The following is a 19,066-nucleotide window of genomic DNA, read 5'->3' as shown; positions in this document are numbered from 1 at the left end:
CTACGCCGAGGGTTCAAGCTCGACGCAGATATCATTCATTGCCAGATACAGCTCTCAAGGCGCGGCGCAACGAAAATGGTACCGCTCAAGAGTATCGGTATCGTGGCAAGCAGCAACTTCGTATAGTCATTCTGTTGCCTGGCCTAAATGGCTTCTGCCGTGCCTTCCTCTGTGATCCGTCCAAGGTGCATGATCACCAGCAGAAGTCCAAGGCTGGGATGACATCGGTGTATGGCGCAATAGTCTAGTAATTGCTCGCCGATAGCTCGTTCGGAATGCCGTCGATCGGGCATTCTTCGGTGCCAACGGTTGGACGAGTCATCGCCTCGACCATCTCGCGCGTCCCTTCCGGATCAGCGATCCAGTTCTTGTAGAACTCATAGGGGCAGGCGGCCACGCCGCGCGGGCCTTCGCCGGAATTGATCATGCCAGTGTAGCCGCGATGCAGCAGCTTGAAGAGATGGTTCTGCGACTGGTTGTTGCGGCGCGCATCGCGGATCAGGCCCTTCGACAGGCCAGCGTATTGAATGCCATATTCCTCTTCGCCGGTCTCGCCAAGCGTGCGTCCATCGAAGCCGATAATCGCAGAGTGCCCGAAGTAGGAATAAACGCCGTCAAAGCCCGCGGCATTGGCGACAGCGACATAGACATTGTTAGCCCACGCCATCGCCTTGGAAATCAGCACCTGCTGTTCCTTCGCCGGATACATGTAGCCCTGGCAACGCACGATCAGTTCGGCGCCCTTCATCGCGCAGTCGCGCCAGATCTCCGGATAGTTGCCGTCGTCGCAGATAATCAGACTGATCTTCAGCCCCTTCGGACCGTCCGAGACATAGGTGCATTTGCCGGGATACCAGCCCTCGATCGGCACCCAGGGCATGATCTTGCGATACTTCTGCACGATCTCGCCCTTGTCGTTCATCAGGATCAGCGTGTTGTAGGGCGCCTTGTGCGGATGTTCTTCGTGGCGCTCGCCGGTCAGCGAGAATACGCCCCAGACCTTCGCCTTGCGGCAGGCTGCGGCGAAAATCGCGGTCTCCTCGCCCGGCACCTGCGAGGCGGTCTCGTACATCTCCTTGGCGTCGTACATGATGCCGTGGGTGGAATACTCGGGAAAAATCACGAGATCCATGCCGGGCAGACCGAGCTTCATGCCGACGACCATGTCGGCGATCTTGCGGGCGTTGTCGAGCACCTCGGCCCTCGTGTGCAACCGCGGCATCTTGTAATTGACGACGGCAACGCCGACCACGTCGTTGCTGGAAGAGATGTCACCGTGAAGCATTTGAAACGCCCTTCTGTTCTAGTTTGAATTCATCGCCGGCGCGATGGCCATGCGACGTCAGTGGCTGATCATCCAGGGGCGCGCAGTCGGGAATCCGACGGCGCCGCTCTTGCTTTTCGTCACGAGACGCCCCGGTTTCTTCTTCGTCGCTGTCCCACAGCAGCCGCAGCCCGGTCCGTGCGCGGCCTTGTACTGGTCGAGCGTCTTCGGCGCATACTTGCTCCGCTCGTTGGTGGCATGCGCCTTACGCTTGTCCGCGGGCATGCAGAAGAACGCCGGCGCAGTGAGGATCACGCGCGGCGATTTCATCTCGCAGCGCGGACAGTCTTGCGGATCGTCACATTCGGCCATCGGCCGCATGTCGGTGAACGGGCCGCAATCGTTGCAGAGATATTCGTAGACAGGCATCGTCGCTCCCTCGCTGTTGCGCATCGGATGCGGGGCCCACCCCCCGCATCCGTCTCACGCAGGGATTACTTGTCGGGCGAGATCGGCATCTGGATGTCGCCTGTGATGTGCTTGATTGGTCCGGCCGACGACGGCATAACGTCGAAGTCGAAAATCTCGGTCGGCAACCACAGCGTGGCGCAGGCGTTGGGCACGTCGACCACGCCCGAGATGTGGCCTTGGCACGGCGCGGTGCCGAGGATCGAATAGGCTTGGGCGCCGGAATAGCCGAACTTCTTCAGGTATTCGATCGCGTTCAAGCAGGCCTGGCGATAGGCGATGTGGACGTCGAGATAGTGCTGCTTGCCGGCCTCATCGACCGAGATGCCCTCGAAGATCAGATAGTCCTTGTAGTTCGGCGTGATCGGCGACGGCTTGAACACCGGGTTCTTGATGCCGTATTTCGCCACGCCATCCTTGATGACGTCGACCTTGATGTGAAGCCAGCCGGCCATTTCGATCGCGCCGCAGAAGGTGATCTCGCCGTCGCCCTGGCTGAAATGCAGATCGCCCATCGAGAGACCGCCGCCGGGCACATAGACCGGGAAGTAGATCTTCGAGCCGCGCGAGAGATCCTTGATGTCGCAATTGCCGCCATGCTCGCGCGGCGGCACGGTGCGCGCGCCCTCGAGACCGATCTTGGCCTTGATGTCACCTTTGGCCTGGCCCGCATGCGCGGTCGGCGCGAACGGCGGATTGGCAAGGCCCGGCACCCGAGTCGGGTTGGTCGCGATCAACTCGGCTTCGCGCGCATTCCAGGCGGCCAGCATCTTGGCATCGGGCAGACAGCCGATCAGGCCGGGGTGAATGAGTCCGGCGAAATTGACGCCGGGCACGTGACGCGACGAGGTGTAGAGCCCCTTGATGTCCCAGATCGATTTCTGCGCCAGCGGGAAGTGATCGGTCAGGAAGCCGCCGCCATTCTGCTTGGAGAAGAAGCCGTTGAAGCCCCACAGGCTTTCCTTCAGCGGGCCGACGTCGAGCAGATCGACGACGAGAAGATCGCCGGGCTCGGCACCCTTGACGCCGATCGGACCGGACAGGAAGTGCACGATCGACAGATCGATGTCGCGCACGTCGTCGGCCGAGTCGTTGTTCTTGATGAAGCCGCCGGTCCAGTCGACAGTTTCGATGATGAAGTCGTCGCCGGGGCTGACCCACTCGACGATCGGAACCTCAGGATGCCAACGGTTGTGGATCTTGTCGTTTTCATAGGCCGACTTGGTGAGGTCAACCTTGATTAGTGTATCTGGCATCGAGATGCTCCCCTTCGTTGACTGATTAGACGGACAAAAACTTGGAGATCTGCGCGGCATCGACGCCGTCGCACGGATCGTCGCGCACGATCTCGCCGTTCTCGATCACGAGCACGCGGTCGGCGATGTCGAGCGCAAAACTCAGGACCTGCTCGGAGACGACAATCGACAAGCCTCGCTCGTCGCGGATTCGCTTCAAGGTGCGCGCCATCTCCTTGATGATCGACGGCTGTATGCCTTCGGTCGGTTCATCCAGCAACAACACCTTCGGTTTGGTGGCGAGCGCACGGGCGATCGCCAATTGCTGCTGTTGCCCACCGGAGAGATTGCCACCGCGGCGCCCCTTCATCTCCAGCAGCACCGGAAACAGCTCGTAGATGTCAGCGGGCACTTCGTTGCCACCCGAGACGACCAAACCAGTCTCAATGTTCTCCTTCACCGTCATGGTCGAGAAGATCATCCGCCCCTGCGGCACGTAAGCGAGGCCTTTTGCGACGCGTTCGTAGCTCGGGAGCGAACCGAGCTCGATGCCGTCCATGGTCACCCTGCCGCTCTTTGTCGGCACGATACCCATCAGCGACTTCATCAGCGTCGTCTTGCCCATACCGTTGCGGCCCATGATCGCGACGATCTCGTTGGGCGCGACCGACACGTTGAGGCCGTGCAGCACCTCGCTCTGGCCGTACGCGACGTGAAGATCATTGATTGCCAACATTGATGTCGCTCCTCAGTGACCAAGGTACACTTCAATGACCTTGGGATCGTTCTTCACCTTCTCCATCGTGCCTTCGGAGAGGATTTGGCCCTGGTGCAGCACGGTGACCTTGTGCGCGATGTCCTCGACAAACTTCATGTCGTGCTCGATAACCAGCACCGAGCGGTCCTTGATGATGCGGTTGAGCAGCTCGGCAGTCTTGGCGCGTTCGGACACGCTCATGCCGGCGACGGGCTCGTCGAGCATCAGCAAATCCGGATCCTGGATGAGCAGCATGCCGATCTCCAGCCACTGCTTCTGGCCGTGGCTGAGCAGCGCCGCGCTCATGTTGAGGCGATCCTTGAGGAAGATCATCTCTGCGACCTCGTGGACGCGTTCGCGCACGGCGGCATCGCGAGTAAAGGTCAGCGCGCCGAAGACCGTGCGGCCGCGTGGAAACGAGATCTCCAAATTCTCGAACACGGTGAGGTCGTCGTAGATCGATGGTGTCTGGAACTTGCGACCGACGCCGGCCTTGACGATCTGGTTCTCCTTCAGCTTGGTCAGGTCCTTGCCGCGGAATTCGATCGAGCCCGACGTGGCCTTGGTCTTTCCACAGATCAGGTCGAGCACGGTGGTCTTGCCGGCGCCGTTCGGGCCGATGATGACGCGGATCTCGTTCTCCTCGACATAGAAGGAGAGATCGTTGACGGCCTTGAAACCGTCGAACGACACTGTGAGACCTTCGACCGAGAGCAGGAAGGGCTTTGGCTGGTGACCGATGAGCATGAAGTCCTCCTCATTCTGCCGGCGCGCCGTCGGCGACCGAATTGTCGCTCCAGCCCGGCTTCGGTTTGCGCGAGGCGGTCAGGCGATTGATGCGCGGCTGGATGTAGTCGCCCCAGATACCGGCAAGGCCGTTCGGGAATGCGAGCACCACGGCAATGAACAGGCCGCCAAGGCCGAACAGCCAGAGTTCCGGGAAGGACTCGGAGAGACTGGTTTTGGCGAAGTTGACCAGCAACGTGCCGTAGACCGCGCCGAGGATCGAGAGGCGACCGCCAACCGCGGTGTAGATCACCATCTCGATCGAGGGTACGATGCCGACGAAGGACGGCGACATGAAGCCGACATTGAGCGCGAACATGGCGCCGCCGATCGCGGCGAACACCGCGGCGATGCAGAAGGCGAAGATCTTGAAATTGGCGACGCTGTAGCCGGAGAAGCGGACCCGATCCTCCTGGTCGCGCATCGCCACCAGGATGCGGCCAAGCTTGGAATGCCGCACCAGCTGGGCGATGCAGATGCAGGCGAAGAGCAACCCGACCTCGAAGAAGTAGAGCACGACCTTGGCGTGGTCGGGACGGATGTCCCAGCCCTTCAGGGTGCGGAGGTCCGTCATGCCGTTGATGCCGCCGGTGTAGCCCTGCTGCCCGACGATCAGGATGGTCAGGATCGCGGCGACCGCTTGCGTGATGATCGCAAAGTAGGTGCCGCCGACGCGGCGCTTGAACATCGCCGCTCCAATGATCAGCGCGAAGATGCCCGGCACCAGGATGACAGCCGCGATGGTGAAGGTCAGGCTGTGGAACGGCTTCCAGAAGAACGGCAGTGCGGTGATCTGATTCCAGTCCATGAAATCGGGAATGCCGGGTGTCGACTGGATCTTTGTGTTCTCGACGCTCGAGGCCTCAAGCTTGAGAAACATCGCCATACAGTAACCGCCGAGGCCGAAGAACACGCCCTGCCCCAGGCTCAGGATGCCGCCGTAGCCCCAGCACATCACGAGCCCCAGCGCGACGAAGGCGTAAGTCAGATATTTGGCGACCAGATTGAGCCGGAAGACGTCGAGGCAGAGCGGCAGGATCACCACCAGGAATGCGGCGAGCACCAGGATGCCGATCAGCTCCGAGCGCGTGGCAAAGCGATTGTCGTTCATGGGTTGCGCCCCCTGCGCTTCTCTACTTGCGGACCTTGAGGGCGAACAGCCCCTGCGGCCGCAGCATCAGAATTCCGACCACTACGAGCAGCGTCAAAACCTTCGCCATCGATCCCGACATGAAGAATTCGAGCGTCGACTGGGTCTGCGAGATCGAGAAGGCCGAGGCGATGGTGCCGAGCAGGCTGGCAGCTCCGCCGAACACGACGACCAGGAAGGTGTCGACGATGTAGAGCTGGCCTGAGGTAGGCCCGGTCGAACCAATCATGGTGAAGGCCGAACCGGCGACGCCGGCGATGCCGCAGCCGAGCGCGAAGGTGTAACGGTCGACCTTCGCGGTGTTGATGCCGACCGCGCCCGCCATGATGCGGTTCTGCACGACGGCGCGGACCTGGCGGCCCCAGCGCGACATGAACATGACGTAGGCGACCGCGATGGTGATCAGCACCGTCAGGCCCATCACGAAGACGCCGTTGATCGGCACCTCAATCGAGTCGGTGACGTGCAGCGAGCCGAGCATCCACTGCGGCAGCTCGACGCCGACCTCACGCGCGCCGAAGATCGAGCGATAGGCCTGCTGCAACATCAGGCTAAGGCCCCAGGTCGCGAGCAGCGTATCGAGTGGGCGCTTATACAGATGCCGGATCAGCACCCATTCGACCAGCATTCCGAGCGCACCGGATGCGAAGAAGGCCAATATCATCGCGAGGAAGAAGTAGCCGCTGAACAGGCTCGGCAGGTAAGACTGGAAGAAGCTCGACGTCATCCAGGTGACGTAGGCACCCAGGATCATGAACTCGCCATGCGCCATGTTGATGACGCCCATCTGGCCGAAGATGATCGCAAGTCCGAGCGCCATCAGCACGTAGACGGAAAACAGGATCAGGCCGGCAAAGCCCTGCATGACGAAGATCGAACCGAGGTCGCCAATCGAATAGTCGCCGAACATCTGATTTCTCCGTCGAGGGGGGACAGCGTCCCGCGTCCGGGGACAGCGTCGCGCGTCCGGGACAGCGTCCCGCATCCGAGGGTCCCGCGTCGCGAGTGATGTCGCGACGCGGGGTCGTGAAGCGTGGATTGACGGTCCACGCCAGGGAGCTCTTGCTCGGGGAAAGATCGCGAAGGACTTACTGGTAGCCCTTCGGGAACGGGTCGGGCTCGACCAGATCGGCCGTCTCGTAGATCAGCTCGAACTGGCCATCAAGCTTGGCGCGGCCGACTCGAGTCTTCGACCAGAGGTGATGGTTTTCGTGGATGCGCACATAACCTTCCGGCGCGCCCTTGAATTCCACGCCGGGCGAAGCTGCGGCGATCTTGTCGACGTCGAAGCTTCCGGCCTTCTCGACCGTCAACTTCCACAGCCACGGGCCGAGATAGGCAGCCTGCGTCACGTCGCCGATCACGGTCTTCTCGCCCCACATCTTCTTGAAGGCGGGCACGAAGGTCTTGTTGTTCGGGTTATCGAGCGACTGAAAGTATTTCATGCAGGCATAGGCGCCCGCGATGTTCTCGCCGCCAATGCCGTCGATCTCGTCTTCGGTCACCGAGATCGTCAGCAGCGCCTGCTTCGACAGGTCGACGCCGGCCGCCTTGAGCTGCTTGTAGAAGGCGACGTTGGAGCCACCGACCACGTCGGTGAAGATCACGTCGGGCTTGGTCAGCTTGATCTTGTTGATGACAGAATTGAACTGGGTGCTGCCGAGCGCGTAATACTCCTCGCCGACGACCTTGCCCTTCAGCACGTTCTCGACATGCTTGCGTGCGATCTTGTTCGAGGTGCGCGGCCAAATGTAGTCCGAGCCGATGAAGAAGAACGATTTGGCGCCCTTCTCCTTGGCGATCCAGTTCAGGCCGGCGAGGATCTGCTGGGTGGCTTCCTGGCCGGTGTAGATCACATTCTTGGACTGCTCGAGGCCTTCATAGAAGGTAGGGTAGTAGAGCATGCCGTTGTACTGCTCGACGACCGGCAGCACTGCCTTGCGCGAGGCCGAGGTCCAGCAGCCCATGATGGCCGCAACCTTGTCGTTGACGAGGAGCTTCTTGGCCTTCTCCGCGAAAGTTGGCCAGTCGCTGGCGCCGTCTTCCTGGATGACCTTGATCTTGCGGCCGAGCACGCCACCCATGGCGTTGATCTGGTCGATCGCGAGCTTCTCGGCTTCGATCGAACCGGTCTCGGAGATCGCCATCGTGCCGGTCGCCGAGTGCAGGATGCCGACAGTGACTTCAGTATCGGTTACCGCGAGACCGGTGGTGTTGATCGCAGAAGTTGCCGGCGCCTGCGCAAAAGACGCGCGCGGCAGCATGGTCATCGCAGGAATTGCCGCCATTCCCATCAGCAGCCTGCGGCGGAATGCCGACTGCGGGCCCGTATTTGTTTCGTCTGACATGAGCACCCCATTGGTTCGAGAACGCGCTTATTGATCAGGCGAGGATTGCTCAGAATTGTGCACTGCACAGATACGTGGGATTGCGTATACTGCACCGCAAAATGACGACGTAGGTTCTTGGGTACGGGATTTGCTTGCGATCAGCGCCGGCAAAGCGGGTCAGGAGTCAGGACGTGGCAGGGCGGCAGCGGATAGACCGCGTCAGGCGCCAATACAATCAATGGGTCGCCAACCAGACTCTGGAAGACTACGCGCTGCGCTTCACCGCCAAGAGCGCGCGGCGCTGGTCCGCCGCCCGCGTTGCCAACACCGCGCTCGGTGCGATCTCCTTCCTCGCGCTTGAAGCGATCGGGGGCACCATCACGCTGAACTACGGCGCGACCAATGCGACCGCCGCGATCCTGGTGGTCAGCGTCATCATCTTCCTGTGCGGACTGCCGATTGCCTATTACGCCACGAAATGCGGCATCGATATCGACCTGCTGACCCGCGGCGCCGGCTTCGGCTATATCGGCTCGACCATCACCTCGCTGATCTACGCCTCCTTCACCTTCATCTTCTTCGCTTTCGAGGCTGTCATCCTCGCGGCAGCGCTGGAGATGTGCTTCGGCATCCCTCGCCCGCTCGGCTATCTCATCTCCTCTGTCGTCATCATTCCGCTGGTGACCTACGGCATCACCCTGATCAGCCGCTTTCAATTATGGACGCAGCCACTGTGGGTCATCCTGCATATCCTCCCCTTCGTGGCGATCGCCTGGGCCAATCCGCATTCCTTCACAGAATGGCGGACGTTCGCCGGCGAGCATGGCAATCCGAGCGGCCATCTCGATCTCTTGCTGTTCGGCACGGCCGCGTCGGTGGTGTTTTCGCTGGTGGCGCAGATCGGCGAGCAGGTCGACTTCCTGCGCTTCCTGCCGCGCGACCGCCGGACATCAAAGACCTCGTGGTGGATTGCGCTGCTCAGCGCCGGTCCAGGCTGGATCGTCTTCGGCGCGCTCAAGCTCCTGGTCGGCTCGTTCCTCGCCTATTTCGCGCTGAGCCATGGCGTCGCGCTCGAACAGGCTGCCGAGCCGGCGCATATGTATCTCGAAGCCTTCCGCTACGTGCTGTCGCAGCCGGATCTGGCGCTGGCGCTGACCGGCAGCTTCGTCATCCTGTCGCAGGTCAAGATCAACGTCACCAATGCCTATGCCGGCTCGATCGCCTGGTCGAACTTCTTCTCGCGGCTGACGCACAGCCATCCCGGCCGCGTGGTCTGGCTGGTGTTCAACGTGATGGTGGCGCTGCTGCTGATGGAGATCGGCGTCTACAAGGCGCTGGAGCAGACGCTGGCGCTCTACTCCAACGTCGCGATCGCCTGGGTCGGCGCGCTGGTCGCCGACCTCGTCATCAACAAGCCGCTGGGCCTTCGCCCGCCGCAGATCGAGTTCAAGCGCGCGCATCTCTACGACATCAATCCAGTCGGCGTCGGCGCGATGACGATCGCGACCATCGTCTCGATCTCGGCGTTCTACGGATTGTTCGGGCCGACCGCGAAGGCTCTGTCCGCCTTCGTGGCGCTCGCCGCCGCGTTTATCGCCGCGCCGCTGATCGCCTGGGCCACCGACGGCAAATATTACATCGCGCGCAAGCCGAAGCGGAGCTGGCAGAACGTCGAGGCGATCCAGTGCTGTATCTGTGAGCATTCGTTCGAGCCGGAGGACATGGCCTCCTGCCCCGCTTATGCCGGGCCGATCTGCTCGCTGTGCTGCTCGCTCGACGCCCGCTGCCACGATCTCTGCAAGCCGCACGCGCGGGCCGGCGCGCAGGTGTCGGTGGCACTCGGCAAGATGTTGCCCGAGGCGATCTACGCGCGGATCAACTCGCAGTTCGGCCATTATGTCGGCGTGTTCACGGTCTCGGCCGGCTTGGTCGGGCTCGTGCTCGGGCTGATCTATCTTCAGACCTCGGCGACCGTGCATGCCGATGCGCTATTGGCCGACGTGCTCTGGAAAGTGTTCTTCGCGCTGATCATCATCATCGGCGTGGTCGCCTGGCTGTTTGTGCTCGCACAGCAAAGCCGCCGCGCGGCGGAGGAAGAGACGCGGCGGCAGACTACGCTCTTGATCCAGGAGATCGACGCACACAAACGCACCGATGCCGAATTGCAGCGCGCCAAGGAGGTCGCAGAATCTGCCAACCTCGCCAAGAGCCGCTACGTCGTCGGCCTGAGCCACGAGCTGCGCTCGCCGCTGAATGCGATCTCCGGCTATGCGCAACTGCTCGAGCAGGACGCCAGCCTTCAGGCAAGGCCGCGCGACCAGGTGCGCGTGGTCCGCCGCAGCGCCGACCATCTGTCGGGTCTCATTGACGGCATTTTGGACATCTCCAAGATCGAGGCCGGTCGGCTCTATCTGTCCCGCGACGAGGTCCGCCTCAATGATTTCCTAGACCAGCTTGTCGGCATGTTCCGCCTGCAGGCCGCGGCCAAGGGTATCGACTTCGTGTTCAAGCGGCCGACGGTGCTACCGGTCGTGGTCTATGCCGATGAGAAGCGGCTGCGGCAGATCCTGATCAATCTGCTGTCCAATGCGATCAAGTTCACGCAAACCGGCAGCGTGAAATTTGTCGTGCACTATCGCAGCCCGGTCGCCGAGTTCGAGGTGGTCGATACCGGTCCGGGCATCCAGGCTGACGACCTCGAACGCATCTTCGCGCCCTTCGAGCGCGGCGCGCTCGGCGTCGCGCAGCCGCAGACCGGCACCGGCCTCGGCCTCACTATCAGCCGCCTGCTGGCGGGCGTGATGGGCGGCGACATCAAGGTGACGAGCACTGTCGGCGCTGGTGCGACGTTCCGCGTCAAACTCCTGCTCTCCGAAGTGACCAATCCCCGGCGCGATGCGCCGGTGGAGGCACCGATCTACGGCTATCTGGGCCCGCGCAAGACGATATTGATCACCGACGACGACCCGACTCATCGCGATCTTCTGCGCGAGGTGCTGGCGCCGCTCGGCTTCATTCTGCTCAGCGCGCCCGATGGCCTCGGCTGCCTCGCGCTGGCGCAGCACTGCCGGCCCGATCTGTTTTTGCTCGACATCTCCATGGCCAGCATGGATGGCTGGACCGTCGCCGAGACTTTGCGCGCGAACGGCCATCACACCGCGCGCATCCTGATGGTGTCGGCGAGCGCGCTGGAAGCGCATGGCGCGCCGCTGGCGCAGCCGTTTCATGACGGCTATCTGATGAAGCCGATCGACGTCCCGCGGCTGCTCGAGACCATCCGCCAATTGCTCAAGCTCGAATGGCAGCACGAAGCCGACCAGGTTCCGGTGCCGCTGTGGAAGCCGGAGAGCGGCTCACGGCCGCCGGTGAAATATGTCGAGGAGCTGATCGGCCTCGGCCGGCTCGGTTATGTCCGCGCGATCCAGCTCAAGCTCGACGAGATCGGCACCGGCCATCCCGAGCACGCGGATTTCGTCACCCACATGCGCGCGCTGGTCGACCGTTTCGATCTCGACCAATACATGGCGACGCTGAAGACATTGCACAGCTATGATCACTGATCCCAAGATCACAGACCCCAGGAAGCGCGACGTCGCGCTCGTCGTCGACGACTCGCCAGAGACGCTGCGGCTTCTGACCGACGCGCTCGACGGAGCCGGCATGACCGTGATGGTCGCGCTCGACGGCGCCTCCGCGATGCGCATCGTCGAGCAGATCACGCCCGACATCGTGCTGCTCGATGCGATCATGCCCGGCATGGACGGCTTCGAGACCTGCAAACGGCTGAGGCGCGACGCGGGTCTCGACGGCGTGCCGATCATCTTCATGACGGGCCTGGCCGAGACCGAGCATATCGTGCGCGGCTTGGAAGCCGGCGGCGTCGACTACGTGACGAAACCGATCGTGGTTGAGGAGATGCTGGCGCGGATCCGCGTCCACCTCGCCAATGCGCGGATGACCCAGAGCGCGCGCGCCGCACTGGATGTATCCGGCCGCTATCTGCTCGCAGTGAACAATAAGGGCAAGCTGCTATGGGCGACGCCGCAGGCGCGAAAATTGCTTTCGGATACGCTGGCCAGCGCCGATGACGATTTCGCACTGCCCGAGCCGGTGCCGCAATGGCTCGACCAGGTCCAGAAGGGCAAACCCGCAAAGAGTGCGACCATGGCCTCTTTCCCTGGCAACGAGCAGTTGCGACTGCAATATATGAGCAAGCTCGGCCCGAACGAATTCCTGCTTCGGCTCGCCAAGGACACCAGCGGCGACATGCCGGCGGAATTCTCCGCCCAGCTCGGCCTTACCACGCGCGAGAGCGAGGTGCTGTCCTGGCTCTCCAAGGGAAAAACCAACCGCGACATCGCTCAGATCCTCGGCCTTAGTCCAAGAACGGTCGATAAGCACCTTGAGCAAATCTACTCCAAGCTGGGTGTCGAGAACCGAACGGCGGCGGCCGCCATCGCGGTGAACGCTACGCGCCGGAACTCCTAGCAAAAGCACCCGCACTCCGACAGTTCTCCCATAGCAGCAGCTGCAGTAGTTGCTGCAGACCACATCGCGCGGCTGGGGTTGGGCCGCGGACGTCTCGCGTCGCGTCAATTCGCGATGCCCCCTGTCGCCCAATCTTTGGGCATGCATCCAACCGGCCGCTCAGGCTAACTCGTTCGCAATATGAGATTCCTGACCCGTCGCTAAACCGTGCGCGACGATGATGCGAACATAGCGCCGTGGAGGACTTGCATGCGAAAGTCAGCCGAGATCGCCTTGCTGGTGTCCCTGCTCGCGCTGGGGCGGGCAAGTTTCGCATCCGACAGTGGGCAATACGAAAACGTTCCCGCGGACATCCGCGCCTGGTTCAAGAGTGTGATTGCGCCAAATGGCGTGCCCTGCTGCGATATCTCCGATGGCCATCGCACAGAATATGATTTTCGCGAAGGCGCCTATTGGGTTCCGATCGAGGGCCATTGGATGGCGGTACCGGAGCGTGCCATAATCCGCGACCGTGGCAACCCCATTGGCGAAGCCGTGGTGTGGTATGTGCATCACCGCGGTGGCATCGTGATCAGCTGCTTCGTACCTGCGGACGCCGTATGAAATCGGCCGATCGACGGTCGCCCTAGCAAGGGCGAGCCGTTTAGCCGTCTCACGCACGGTCACTCACGACGGGTCGCCTTCCGATCGGAATTGTCGCCGAGCTTTCGAGTCTGCTTGACAGCATTTCGGCGAAACTTACACCGATCCATCTCGAACAAATCTCATCGTGGGCGCATGCACCGCGCCTGCCCGCCGCACACCGCCTACCGTTCCTGGCGGCCAAGGACACTCATGAGCACGTATTTGACTTCCAGATATTCCTCGATTCCGTAGTAGCTCCCCTCCCAGCCGTAGCCCGAATGCTTGACACCTCCGAACGGGACAGATGCGGTACCTACCGAACCCGAGTTCAGGATCACCATTCCGGCCTCAATTTCTCGGGATAGGCGGAAAGCCCGGCCGAGTTCGCGCGTATAGGCGTAGGCAACCAGGCCATATTCGGTGCTGTTCGCTCGCTTCACCACTTCTTCCTCTGTTTCGAAGCGGTAGATGGGGAAGATGGGCCCGAAGGTCTCGGTCCGGGCCACCCTCATGCCATCATCCACTCCGCTGAGAATGGTCGGCTCATAGAACAGGCCACCCTTGGCGTGAGCCCTGCCGCCAAGCACCACCTTGGCTCCGCTCCTCCTCGCGCTCTCCACCAGCTCGACCACCTTGTTGTAGCCCGTCCTGTTGATCATCGGACCGACCACGAACTTCTCCTGCATGCCCTGCATCCCGAACATCACGACCAGGCCTGCCACGATTGCAATCAGGCTGATGATCACATGGACCATCGTGAACGTCGCCAAGGTCACACCCAATATCATGATGCGCCGCCGACTACTGTGCAGGCACGAGCGCCGGCGCGCCCTTGTCCTTGATCAAAACCACCAGGAATTTCGCTGGCTTTGTGTCGCTTGCGTTCCGGTCGACGACGTGAACGTCGCCAGGGCCTTCATAGAAGCTCTGTCCTGGTGTCAATGTTACCGGTTGTCCACCCTTCACTTGCATCACGACGGAGCCCTCCAGCACGTAAACAAACGCATGGGCATTGTGTCGGTGAACAGCGCTTGATCCGCCGGGCGCATGCTCGACCGTGATCATCAGGGCTTCCCTGCCGGGGCTTTCCGGAAGATCCTTGGACATGAGTGGCGTGACCTTAGCCTCCTCAGCAACCGCAGTGCCGGTCATGAAGCACAGCAGAGCCAACGCAACGAGTTTGTTTGTCATAGTCGCCTCTTTCGTTCGTCGCCCGAGGCCCGCTCGTAGCAGAGCGGGCCTAAGGCGCGATGAGATGGGATGAATCGTCATCGCGCTTTAGTTTGTTGTTTGAGCATGATCTCCGCGCAAACACGTTCCGCGTTTGTCGCGAGGGAAAACCGCTGCGCATTTTTCCGGATCATGCTGTAGTTGCGATGCGGCATCAGGCTGCTGCCTGTGAGCGGCGGACCCATTCGTCCAAACCGATGCGGCCGAGGCGCGCCTCGCCCAATGGCACTAGCGAGTGCTCGTCGACCCGGCCGCCCCAGTATCGGGCCTCGGGATCGCTCAGGACCTCGCGCGGATCGCCAACCGCCTTCAGGTAGCGGGCAATGATTTCGTTGAACGGCGCTCGCTCCGGGCCGGCGATCTCCACGATACCGCTTCGCGGCGGCGCGAGTGCCACGTCGGCAACATTGGCAGCAACGTCGTCCGCCGCGATCGGCTGGAACAGGATCGGCGGGAGCCTGACCTTGTTTCCATCCGAACTTGAATCGGCGATGCCGCGGAGAAATTCCATGAACTGGGTTGCGCGGACGATCGTGTATGGGACGCCGGATGACTTGATCAGATTCTCCTGGGCGACCTTGGCGCGGAAATAGCCATTGTCTGTCCGGTCGGTTGCGACGATCGATAGTGCGACATGGTGCCTGACGCCCGCTGCGGATTCTGCTGCGAGCAGGTTACGGCCAGAGGTCTCGAAGAACTCCAGCACTGCCTTGTCTTCGAATGAGGGCGAATTGGCGAGGTCGATCACCACCTGTGTGCCTGCCATGGCCTGCTTGAGCCCCTCGCCGGTGATGGTGTTGACACCGCTTTGAGGCGAGGCGGCCAGGACCTCGTGGCCGCCCTGGCGCAGAATGGCGACGGTCTTCGAGCCGATCAGGCCGGTGCCGCCGATCACGACGATCTTCATGTTTGATCCTCCATTGTCGTTAGATGCGCTTGGCTTCTGAGTTGGTAGCCCGGCCCTAGCCCTGCAAGCGGTCAGTAGTCCCAGGTGGCCGGTACCCAACGAAAGGCGTCGCCAGCGACCGCGACATGGCCGACGGACGGGAACGGCATGTGAGTGGCCACCAGCAGCTCGCGGTTCGCCGCCAGCTCCCGCAACAGACTGATACGAACGCGGGCCGCCTCCTCGGGGTCATGTTCGAAGCCGTTGTACCAGTCGGGGTGTTCGAATCCGACCGTGAACACGAGGTCGCCGGCGAACGTCAGCCGGTCGCCGCCGGACGCCAGGCGGACCACGCTGTGCCCGGGGGTGTGGCCGCCGGTGCGACAGACGACGACTCCCGGCGCCACCTCGTACTCCGCCTCGAACGTGTGAAATTTGCTGCGGTATTCGTTCAAGAACCGCTTGGCCGTCTTCCGAAGCGCGTCCGGGAAACCCGGCGGCATGGAGACGCGGGAAAAATCGGGCGATTCCCAGAACTTCACCTCGGCGGCGGCCACATGGATCCGCAGGTCCGGACGCAGCCTCTCCTTCACGCCTTCGATGAGCAGCCCGCCAACATGGTCCATGTGCATGTGGGTGAGCACCACGTCAGTCACGGACGAAAGATCGATCCCAGCGGCCTCCAATCGGTGGACCAATTGCCCGGCCCTCGGCAATGGGAACTCCACCCCCATCCCGGCGTCGACGAGAATGGTCCGGCCGCCGCTACGCACCAGGACCACGTTCAGCGCCCAATCGAACGCGTCCGGCGGCAGGAAATTGTCCTTTAGCCAGGCTGCCCGGACGGCCGGCTCGGCGTTGTGGGCCAACATCGCGCCCGGCAGCGTTAGCACCCCATCGCTGACCACCAGTACGTCAATCTCGCCGACCTTGAGCGCGTAGCGCGACGGAACCAACTCGTCGGGCGCCGGTCCACCGGGGTGTGAGGTGATATTCAGGCTCATGTTTGTCTCGTCCTGGGTATTGCGGATCATCTCGTTCATCCTTGAAAACTCCTGCGTTTGATCTTGGCGTTTGATCCTAGGCGGACCGCGCTTCCCGCGTGGGAAGCGCGGTCAATGTTGGAGAGGTGTTCAGAGACCGGTGACACGCTCATTGCTGGTCTGTCACCGAGATGGTCTATCGAACTTGACCTGCGACTGCGCCAGAGCGATTGCCGTCGCTATAGAGCGATTGCTGCTAACGCATGCGCCTCCGCTAGGCGGGCAAGCGGCTATGCCGTCCGGTTGCGACCGGGAGCCTGTGAGGCGCACCGCAAGCACATGTCGCACGCTTGGATCACTACGGCCGCTTGACGGACGTGCGTTCGCCACCCCAGACTGCCCCTACAGGTGGCATTGGGGCCCCGTATGTCAGACCTTTCAGACATCACCAGGAGGCTTGTGGCTGTCTTCGCAGCAGACGTGGAGGGCTACAGCCGGCTCATGGGTGTCGATGAGGTCGGGACGCTCAAGGGACTCACCGAGCGACGGGCGATCCTCGATAGACTCATTGAGGAGCACAGGGGCCGCATAGCCAACACGGCGGGTGACAGTGTGCTCGCCGAATTTCGGAGTGCGGTGGATGCCGTCCAGTGTGCCGTGGATGCGCAGGCCGCCCTGGCAGAGATCAACGCAAGCCTCTCGCCTGATAGCCGCATCGCCTTCCGATGTGTATAAGAGACAGAGGTCCTGCCGATCACCTTTACGGACCTCGGCGTTCAACAGGTAAAGAACATTCAAGAGCCAATCAGGGCCTATCAGGTGGGTGCGTCGATTGAAACGAGTGAGGCTGCTCCAGCGCGTGCTGTCGAGGCTGAGAGCGCGCCTCCACTGCCCGACAGGCCTTCCGTTGCAGTGCTTCCGTTCGAGAACATGTCCGGAGATCCGGAGCAGGAGTATTTTGCCGATGGGATGGTTGAGGAAATCATCACAGAGCTGTCGCGTTTCAAATGGTTGTTCGTAATCGCCCGCAATTCGAGCTTCACCTTCAAGGGCCAAGCCGTCGACATAAAGGAGGTCGGACGCAGGCTCGGCGTGCGCTACACCCTTGAGGGGTCGGTACGCAAGGCGGCAGGGAAGGTTCGCATCACAGGCCAGTTGATTGATGCTGTGACGGGCGCGCACCTATGGGCCGACAGGTTCGAGCGTGACCTGACCGACGTTTTCGCTCTGCAGGACGAAGTGACCGTCGCCGTTGTCTCGGCCATTCAGCCAAAATTGCTACAGACAGAAATTGCAATGGCGGCGCGGCGGCGACCGGAAAACCTCACCGCCTATGATTTTTATCTGCGAGCGATGTCGCAATTCTACCTGACGACCCGTGAAGGGTTGGCAGAGGCGATAAGATTGGCTCATCGCGCTTTGGAGCTGGACCCTGGGTGCAGCCTGGCCGCGGCCCTCGCAGGTGCCGGTCACATGCAAAACGTCCTTTTGGGCTATGCGGTCGATGCTCAATTCGACCGGGAGGAAGCAATTCGGCTGCTTCGCTTGGCATTGAGCATCAACGATGATGATCCGGATGTGGTGGCAGTGGCCGCGGTGACATCGGCCTACATGGTCGGCGATCGAGAAAGTGAAATTGAAATGGCTGACCGCGCGGTTGTACTCAACCCAAATTCATTTGTGGCATGGAGCTGCAGAGGCCAAGTCTATAGGATTGCAGGGTTGCCCGAGGAAGCGATTCCCAGCTTTGAACGGGCCATTCGCATGAGCCCAGTAGACCCGCGGCTGCACCTGATGCTTGCTGGTATGGGGCAGGCCCTGATTGAGCTGCGTCGCTTTGACGAGGCTATCGCCGCAGGGAAGAGAGCCCTTCGTCAGTGCCCCTCCTTTTCGGGGGCTCACTGTTGCCTCACGTCCGCTTTAGCCCATCTCGGGCGTGACGCTGAAGCTCGCGAGGCGGCGGCGCAGTTGCTCGAAGTCGATCCCGACTTCACGATATCGGCTTGGATCGCCCGGGGCGGCCAAACAAACTCGACGCTTGTGTTGGAGGGCCTTCGGAACGCGGGGTTGCCCGCATGATCCCGGCTTGTGCGACCGCTCTCGCGTGATCCTACGTCGCGATGTGTTGGCCTCTTGCCGGCAGGCCTTAGTGGTGATGTCGCAACACCTGGAATCGCCTTCCTGTCATGCGCTCGCAGGGGGGTAGCTCGCTTCGACGGTCCAGGAGTCCTTCGGCTGGCTGTACAGCTGCCAAAACTGTTCGGCCACCGATGAGGCCTCCTGCGAGTCCGGGGAAACAAAGGTACAGACGGTCACCGTCGCGACGTGAATTCCCTTTTCTCGGAACGATTCGAAAAGTCCGCGAGCCAAAGCACGAATCCCGGCCTTGCCGATGCTGACCGAGAGATAGTCCGGGCTGGGAGCGAGCGCGAAGCCACCTCCCGTCAACAGGATCGCACCGGACCCCTGCTCCCCCATCTTCGGAGCGACCGCCTGAGCAGCGACAAGCGCCCCTCCGATGTTCACGGCAAGATCACTGTTGAAGCTGTCGCGCGACTGTTCAGAGAGGGTCGCCTTGCGCGCGGATGCGGCATTGTAGTGCAAGACGTCGATTGAGCCGTGCTGCTGCTGAACCTCAGCGATCAGTTCCGCGACGCTCCTCGGATCGCCTGCGTCCGCTTTGCGAGCGTTGGCCTTGTACCCCCTGTTTATTAGTCTTTCTGTCAACTCCTGTGTCTTAGCGACGTTTCGAGCGGCCAAAACCACTTGGAAACCCTCTCTGGCAAAGCGTTCGGCGGTCGCGAAGCCCATTCCCGGGCCCGCTCCGATGCTGAGAAATGTTTTCATCTCTTGTTCCTTTTTGTA

Annotated in this window: 18 protein-coding genes; 5 read left to right on the top strand and 13 right to left on the bottom strand. The window is 61.6% G+C overall.

Annotated elements, in window-relative coordinates; genetic code table 11:
* Window positions 1-244: 244 nt before the first annotated feature.
* The 8 genes from SO180_RS15570 to urtA form a co-directional block, all read right to left on the bottom strand.
* Window positions 245-1,285, bottom strand: a complete 1,041-nt coding sequence (locus SO180_RS15570) for an aliphatic amidase (RefSeq protein WP_449379713.1) — start codon at window positions 1,283-1,285, stop codon at window positions 245-247.
* A 57-nt stretch (window positions 1,286-1,342) separates the two neighbouring features.
* The gene (locus tag SO180_RS15565; protein WP_449379712.1) at window positions 1,343-1,693 is read right to left on the bottom strand and encodes an FmdB family zinc ribbon protein; all 351 of its coding nucleotides are present in this window, start codon (window positions 1,691-1,693) and stop codon (window positions 1,343-1,345) included.
* Between the two features lie 65 nt (window positions 1,694-1,758).
* Window positions 1,759-2,988 carry a formamidase gene (gene fmdA / locus SO180_RS15560; RefSeq protein WP_449379711.1) on the bottom strand — a complete coding sequence of 410 codons (1,230 nt, stop codon included), beginning with the start codon at window positions 2,986-2,988 and terminating at the stop codon, window positions 1,759-1,761.
* 25 nt (window positions 2,989-3,013) lie between these two features.
* Window positions 3,014-3,703, bottom strand: a complete 690-nt coding sequence (urtE, locus tag SO180_RS15555; RefSeq protein WP_449379710.1) for an urea ABC transporter ATP-binding subunit UrtE — start codon at window positions 3,701-3,703, stop codon at window positions 3,014-3,016.
* Window positions 3,704-3,715: 12 nt separating this feature from the next.
* On the bottom strand, window positions 3,716-4,471 hold the full coding sequence (urtD, locus tag SO180_RS15550) for an urea ABC transporter ATP-binding protein UrtD (protein WP_449379709.1): 756 nt from the start codon (window positions 4,469-4,471) through the stop codon (window positions 3,716-3,718).
* A gap of 10 nt (window positions 4,472-4,481) precedes the next feature.
* Window positions 4,482-5,621, bottom strand: coding sequence for an urea ABC transporter permease subunit UrtC (gene urtC, locus SO180_RS15545; protein ID WP_449379708.1), 1,140 nt, complete (start codon window positions 5,619-5,621; stop codon window positions 4,482-4,484).
* A gap of 22 nt (window positions 5,622-5,643) precedes the next feature.
* Window positions 5,644-6,570, bottom strand: a complete 927-nt coding sequence (gene urtB / locus SO180_RS15540; protein WP_449379707.1) for an urea ABC transporter permease subunit UrtB — start codon at window positions 6,568-6,570, stop codon at window positions 5,644-5,646.
* A gap of 178 nt (window positions 6,571-6,748) precedes the next feature.
* Entirely contained in the window at window positions 6,749-8,008 is a 1,260-nt protein-coding gene (gene urtA, locus SO180_RS15535; protein ID WP_449379706.1) for an urea ABC transporter substrate-binding protein, read from the bottom strand.
* Window positions 8,009-8,181: 173 nt separating this feature from the next.
* On the opposite strand from urtA, the gene SO180_RS15530 reads away from it, so the two are divergent.
* The 3 genes from SO180_RS15530 (at window position 8,182) to SO180_RS15520 (ending at window position 13,081) form a co-directional block, all read left to right on the top strand.
* Complete coding sequence (locus tag SO180_RS15530) at window positions 8,182-11,550, top strand: hybrid sensor histidine kinase/response regulator (protein ID WP_449379705.1); 3,369 nt, start codon at window positions 8,182-8,184, stop codon at window positions 11,548-11,550.
* A complete protein-coding gene (locus SO180_RS15525; RefSeq protein WP_449379704.1) occupies window positions 11,540-12,478 on the top strand; it encodes a response regulator in 939 nt (312 codons plus the stop codon). Before SO180_RS15530 ends, SO180_RS15525 begins: the two co-directional genes overlap by 11 nt.
* A gap of 249 nt (window positions 12,479-12,727) precedes the next feature.
* Window positions 12,728-13,081 carry a hypothetical protein gene (locus SO180_RS15520; protein WP_449379703.1) on the top strand — a complete coding sequence of 118 codons (354 nt, stop codon included), beginning with the start codon at window positions 12,728-12,730 and terminating at the stop codon, window positions 13,079-13,081.
* A gap of 203 nt (window positions 13,082-13,284) precedes the next feature.
* On the opposite strand, the gene SO180_RS15515 is transcribed toward SO180_RS15520, so the two are convergent.
* The 4 genes from SO180_RS15515 to SO180_RS15500 all read right to left on the bottom strand — a co-directional run bounded on the left by SO180_RS15515 (window position 13,285) and on the right by SO180_RS15500 (window position 16,261).
* The gene (locus SO180_RS15515; protein ID WP_449379702.1) at window positions 13,285-13,872 is read right to left on the bottom strand and encodes an aldehyde dehydrogenase family protein; all 588 of its coding nucleotides are present in this window, start codon (window positions 13,870-13,872) and stop codon (window positions 13,285-13,287) included.
* A gap of 31 nt (window positions 13,873-13,903) precedes the next feature.
* The gene (locus tag SO180_RS15510) at window positions 13,904-14,293 is read right to left on the bottom strand and encodes a cupin domain-containing protein (protein WP_449379701.1); all 390 of its coding nucleotides are present in this window, start codon (window positions 14,291-14,293) and stop codon (window positions 13,904-13,906) included.
* 193 nt (window positions 14,294-14,486) lie between these two features.
* Complete coding sequence (locus SO180_RS15505) at window positions 14,487-15,239, bottom strand: SDR family oxidoreductase (RefSeq protein WP_449379700.1); 753 nt, start codon at window positions 15,237-15,239, stop codon at window positions 14,487-14,489.
* A gap of 71 nt (window positions 15,240-15,310) precedes the next feature.
* Complete coding sequence (locus tag SO180_RS15500; protein WP_449379699.1) at window positions 15,311-16,261, bottom strand: MBL fold metallo-hydrolase; 951 nt, start codon at window positions 16,259-16,261, stop codon at window positions 15,311-15,313.
* A 366-nt stretch (window positions 16,262-16,627) separates the two neighbouring features.
* Between SO180_RS15500 and SO180_RS15495 the strand changes: the two genes are divergently transcribed.
* Together SO180_RS15495 and SO180_RS15490 are read left to right on the top strand one after the other, a co-directional pair.
* Window positions 16,628-16,936 carry a nucleotidyl cyclase domain-containing protein gene (locus tag SO180_RS15495; protein ID WP_449379698.1) on the top strand — a complete coding sequence of 103 codons (309 nt, stop codon included), beginning with the start codon at window positions 16,628-16,630 and terminating at the stop codon, window positions 16,934-16,936.
* An 84-nt stretch (window positions 16,937-17,020) separates the two neighbouring features.
* Window positions 17,021-18,280 carry a tetratricopeptide repeat protein gene (locus tag SO180_RS15490; RefSeq protein ID WP_449379697.1) on the top strand — a complete coding sequence of 420 codons (1,260 nt, stop codon included), beginning with the start codon at window positions 17,021-17,023 and terminating at the stop codon, window positions 18,278-18,280.
* A gap of 105 nt (window positions 18,281-18,385) precedes the next feature.
* Here the strand turns inward: SO180_RS15490 and SO180_RS15485 are convergent, their stop codons facing one another.
* Complete coding sequence (locus SO180_RS15485) at window positions 18,386-19,048, bottom strand: SDR family NAD(P)-dependent oxidoreductase (RefSeq protein ID WP_449379696.1); 663 nt, start codon at window positions 19,046-19,048, stop codon at window positions 18,386-18,388.
* Window positions 19,049-19,066 lie beyond the last annotated feature (18 nt).

It is taken from the genome of Bradyrhizobium sp. UFLA05-112 (genome assembly GCF_053572325.1).
This window is presented reverse-complemented; position numbering and strand designations above follow the sequence as displayed.

Bases quoted from the DNA above. Each gene is read 5' to 3' on its own strand.
- SO180_RS15525 (WP_449379704.1), top strand. From the start codon at position 11,540: ATGATCACTGATCCCAAGATCACAGACCCCAGGAAGCGCGACGTCGCG.
- urtA (WP_449379706.1), bottom strand. From the start codon at position 8,008: ATGTCAGACGAAACAAATACGGGCCCGCAGTCGGCATTCCGCCGCAGG.
- SO180_RS15485 (WP_449379696.1), bottom strand. From the start codon at position 19,048: ATGAAAACATTTCTCAGCATCGGAGCGGGCCCGGGAATGGGCTTCGCG.
- SO180_RS15520 (WP_449379703.1), top strand. From the start codon at position 12,728: ATGCGAAAGTCAGCCGAGATCGCCTTGCTGGTGTCCCTGCTCGCGCTG.
- SO180_RS15510 (WP_449379701.1), bottom strand. From the start codon at position 14,293: ATGACAAACAAACTCGTTGCGTTGGCTCTGCTGTGCTTCATGACCGGC.
- SO180_RS15570 (WP_449379713.1), bottom strand. From the start codon at position 1,285: ATGCTTCACGGTGACATCTCTTCCAGCAACGACGTGGTCGGCGTTGCC.
- urtE (WP_449379710.1), bottom strand. From the start codon at position 3,703: ATGTTGGCAATCAATGATCTTCACGTCGCGTACGGCCAGAGCGAGGTG.
- urtC (WP_449379708.1), bottom strand. From the start codon at position 5,621: ATGAACGACAATCGCTTTGCCACGCGCTCGGAGCTGATCGGCATCCTG.
- SO180_RS15500 (WP_449379699.1), bottom strand. From the start codon at position 16,261: ATGAACGAGATGATCCGCAATACCCAGGACGAGACAAACATGAGCCTG.
- fmdA (WP_449379711.1), bottom strand. From the start codon at position 2,988: ATGCCAGATACACTAATCAAGGTTGACCTCACCAAGTCGGCCTATGAA.
- SO180_RS15505 (WP_449379700.1), bottom strand. From the start codon at position 15,239: ATGAAGATCGTCGTGATCGGCGGCACCGGCCTGATCGGCTCGAAGACC.
- urtD (WP_449379709.1), bottom strand. From the start codon at position 4,471: ATGCTCATCGGTCACCAGCCAAAGCCCTTCCTGCTCTCGGTCGAAGGT.
- SO180_RS15495 (WP_449379698.1), top strand. From the start codon at position 16,628: ATGTCAGACCTTTCAGACATCACCAGGAGGCTTGTGGCTGTCTTCGCA.
- urtB (WP_449379707.1), bottom strand. From the start codon at position 6,570: ATGTTCGGCGACTATTCGATTGGCGACCTCGGTTCGATCTTCGTCATG.
- SO180_RS15565 (WP_449379712.1), bottom strand. From the start codon at position 1,693: ATGCCTGTCTACGAATATCTCTGCAACGATTGCGGCCCGTTCACCGAC.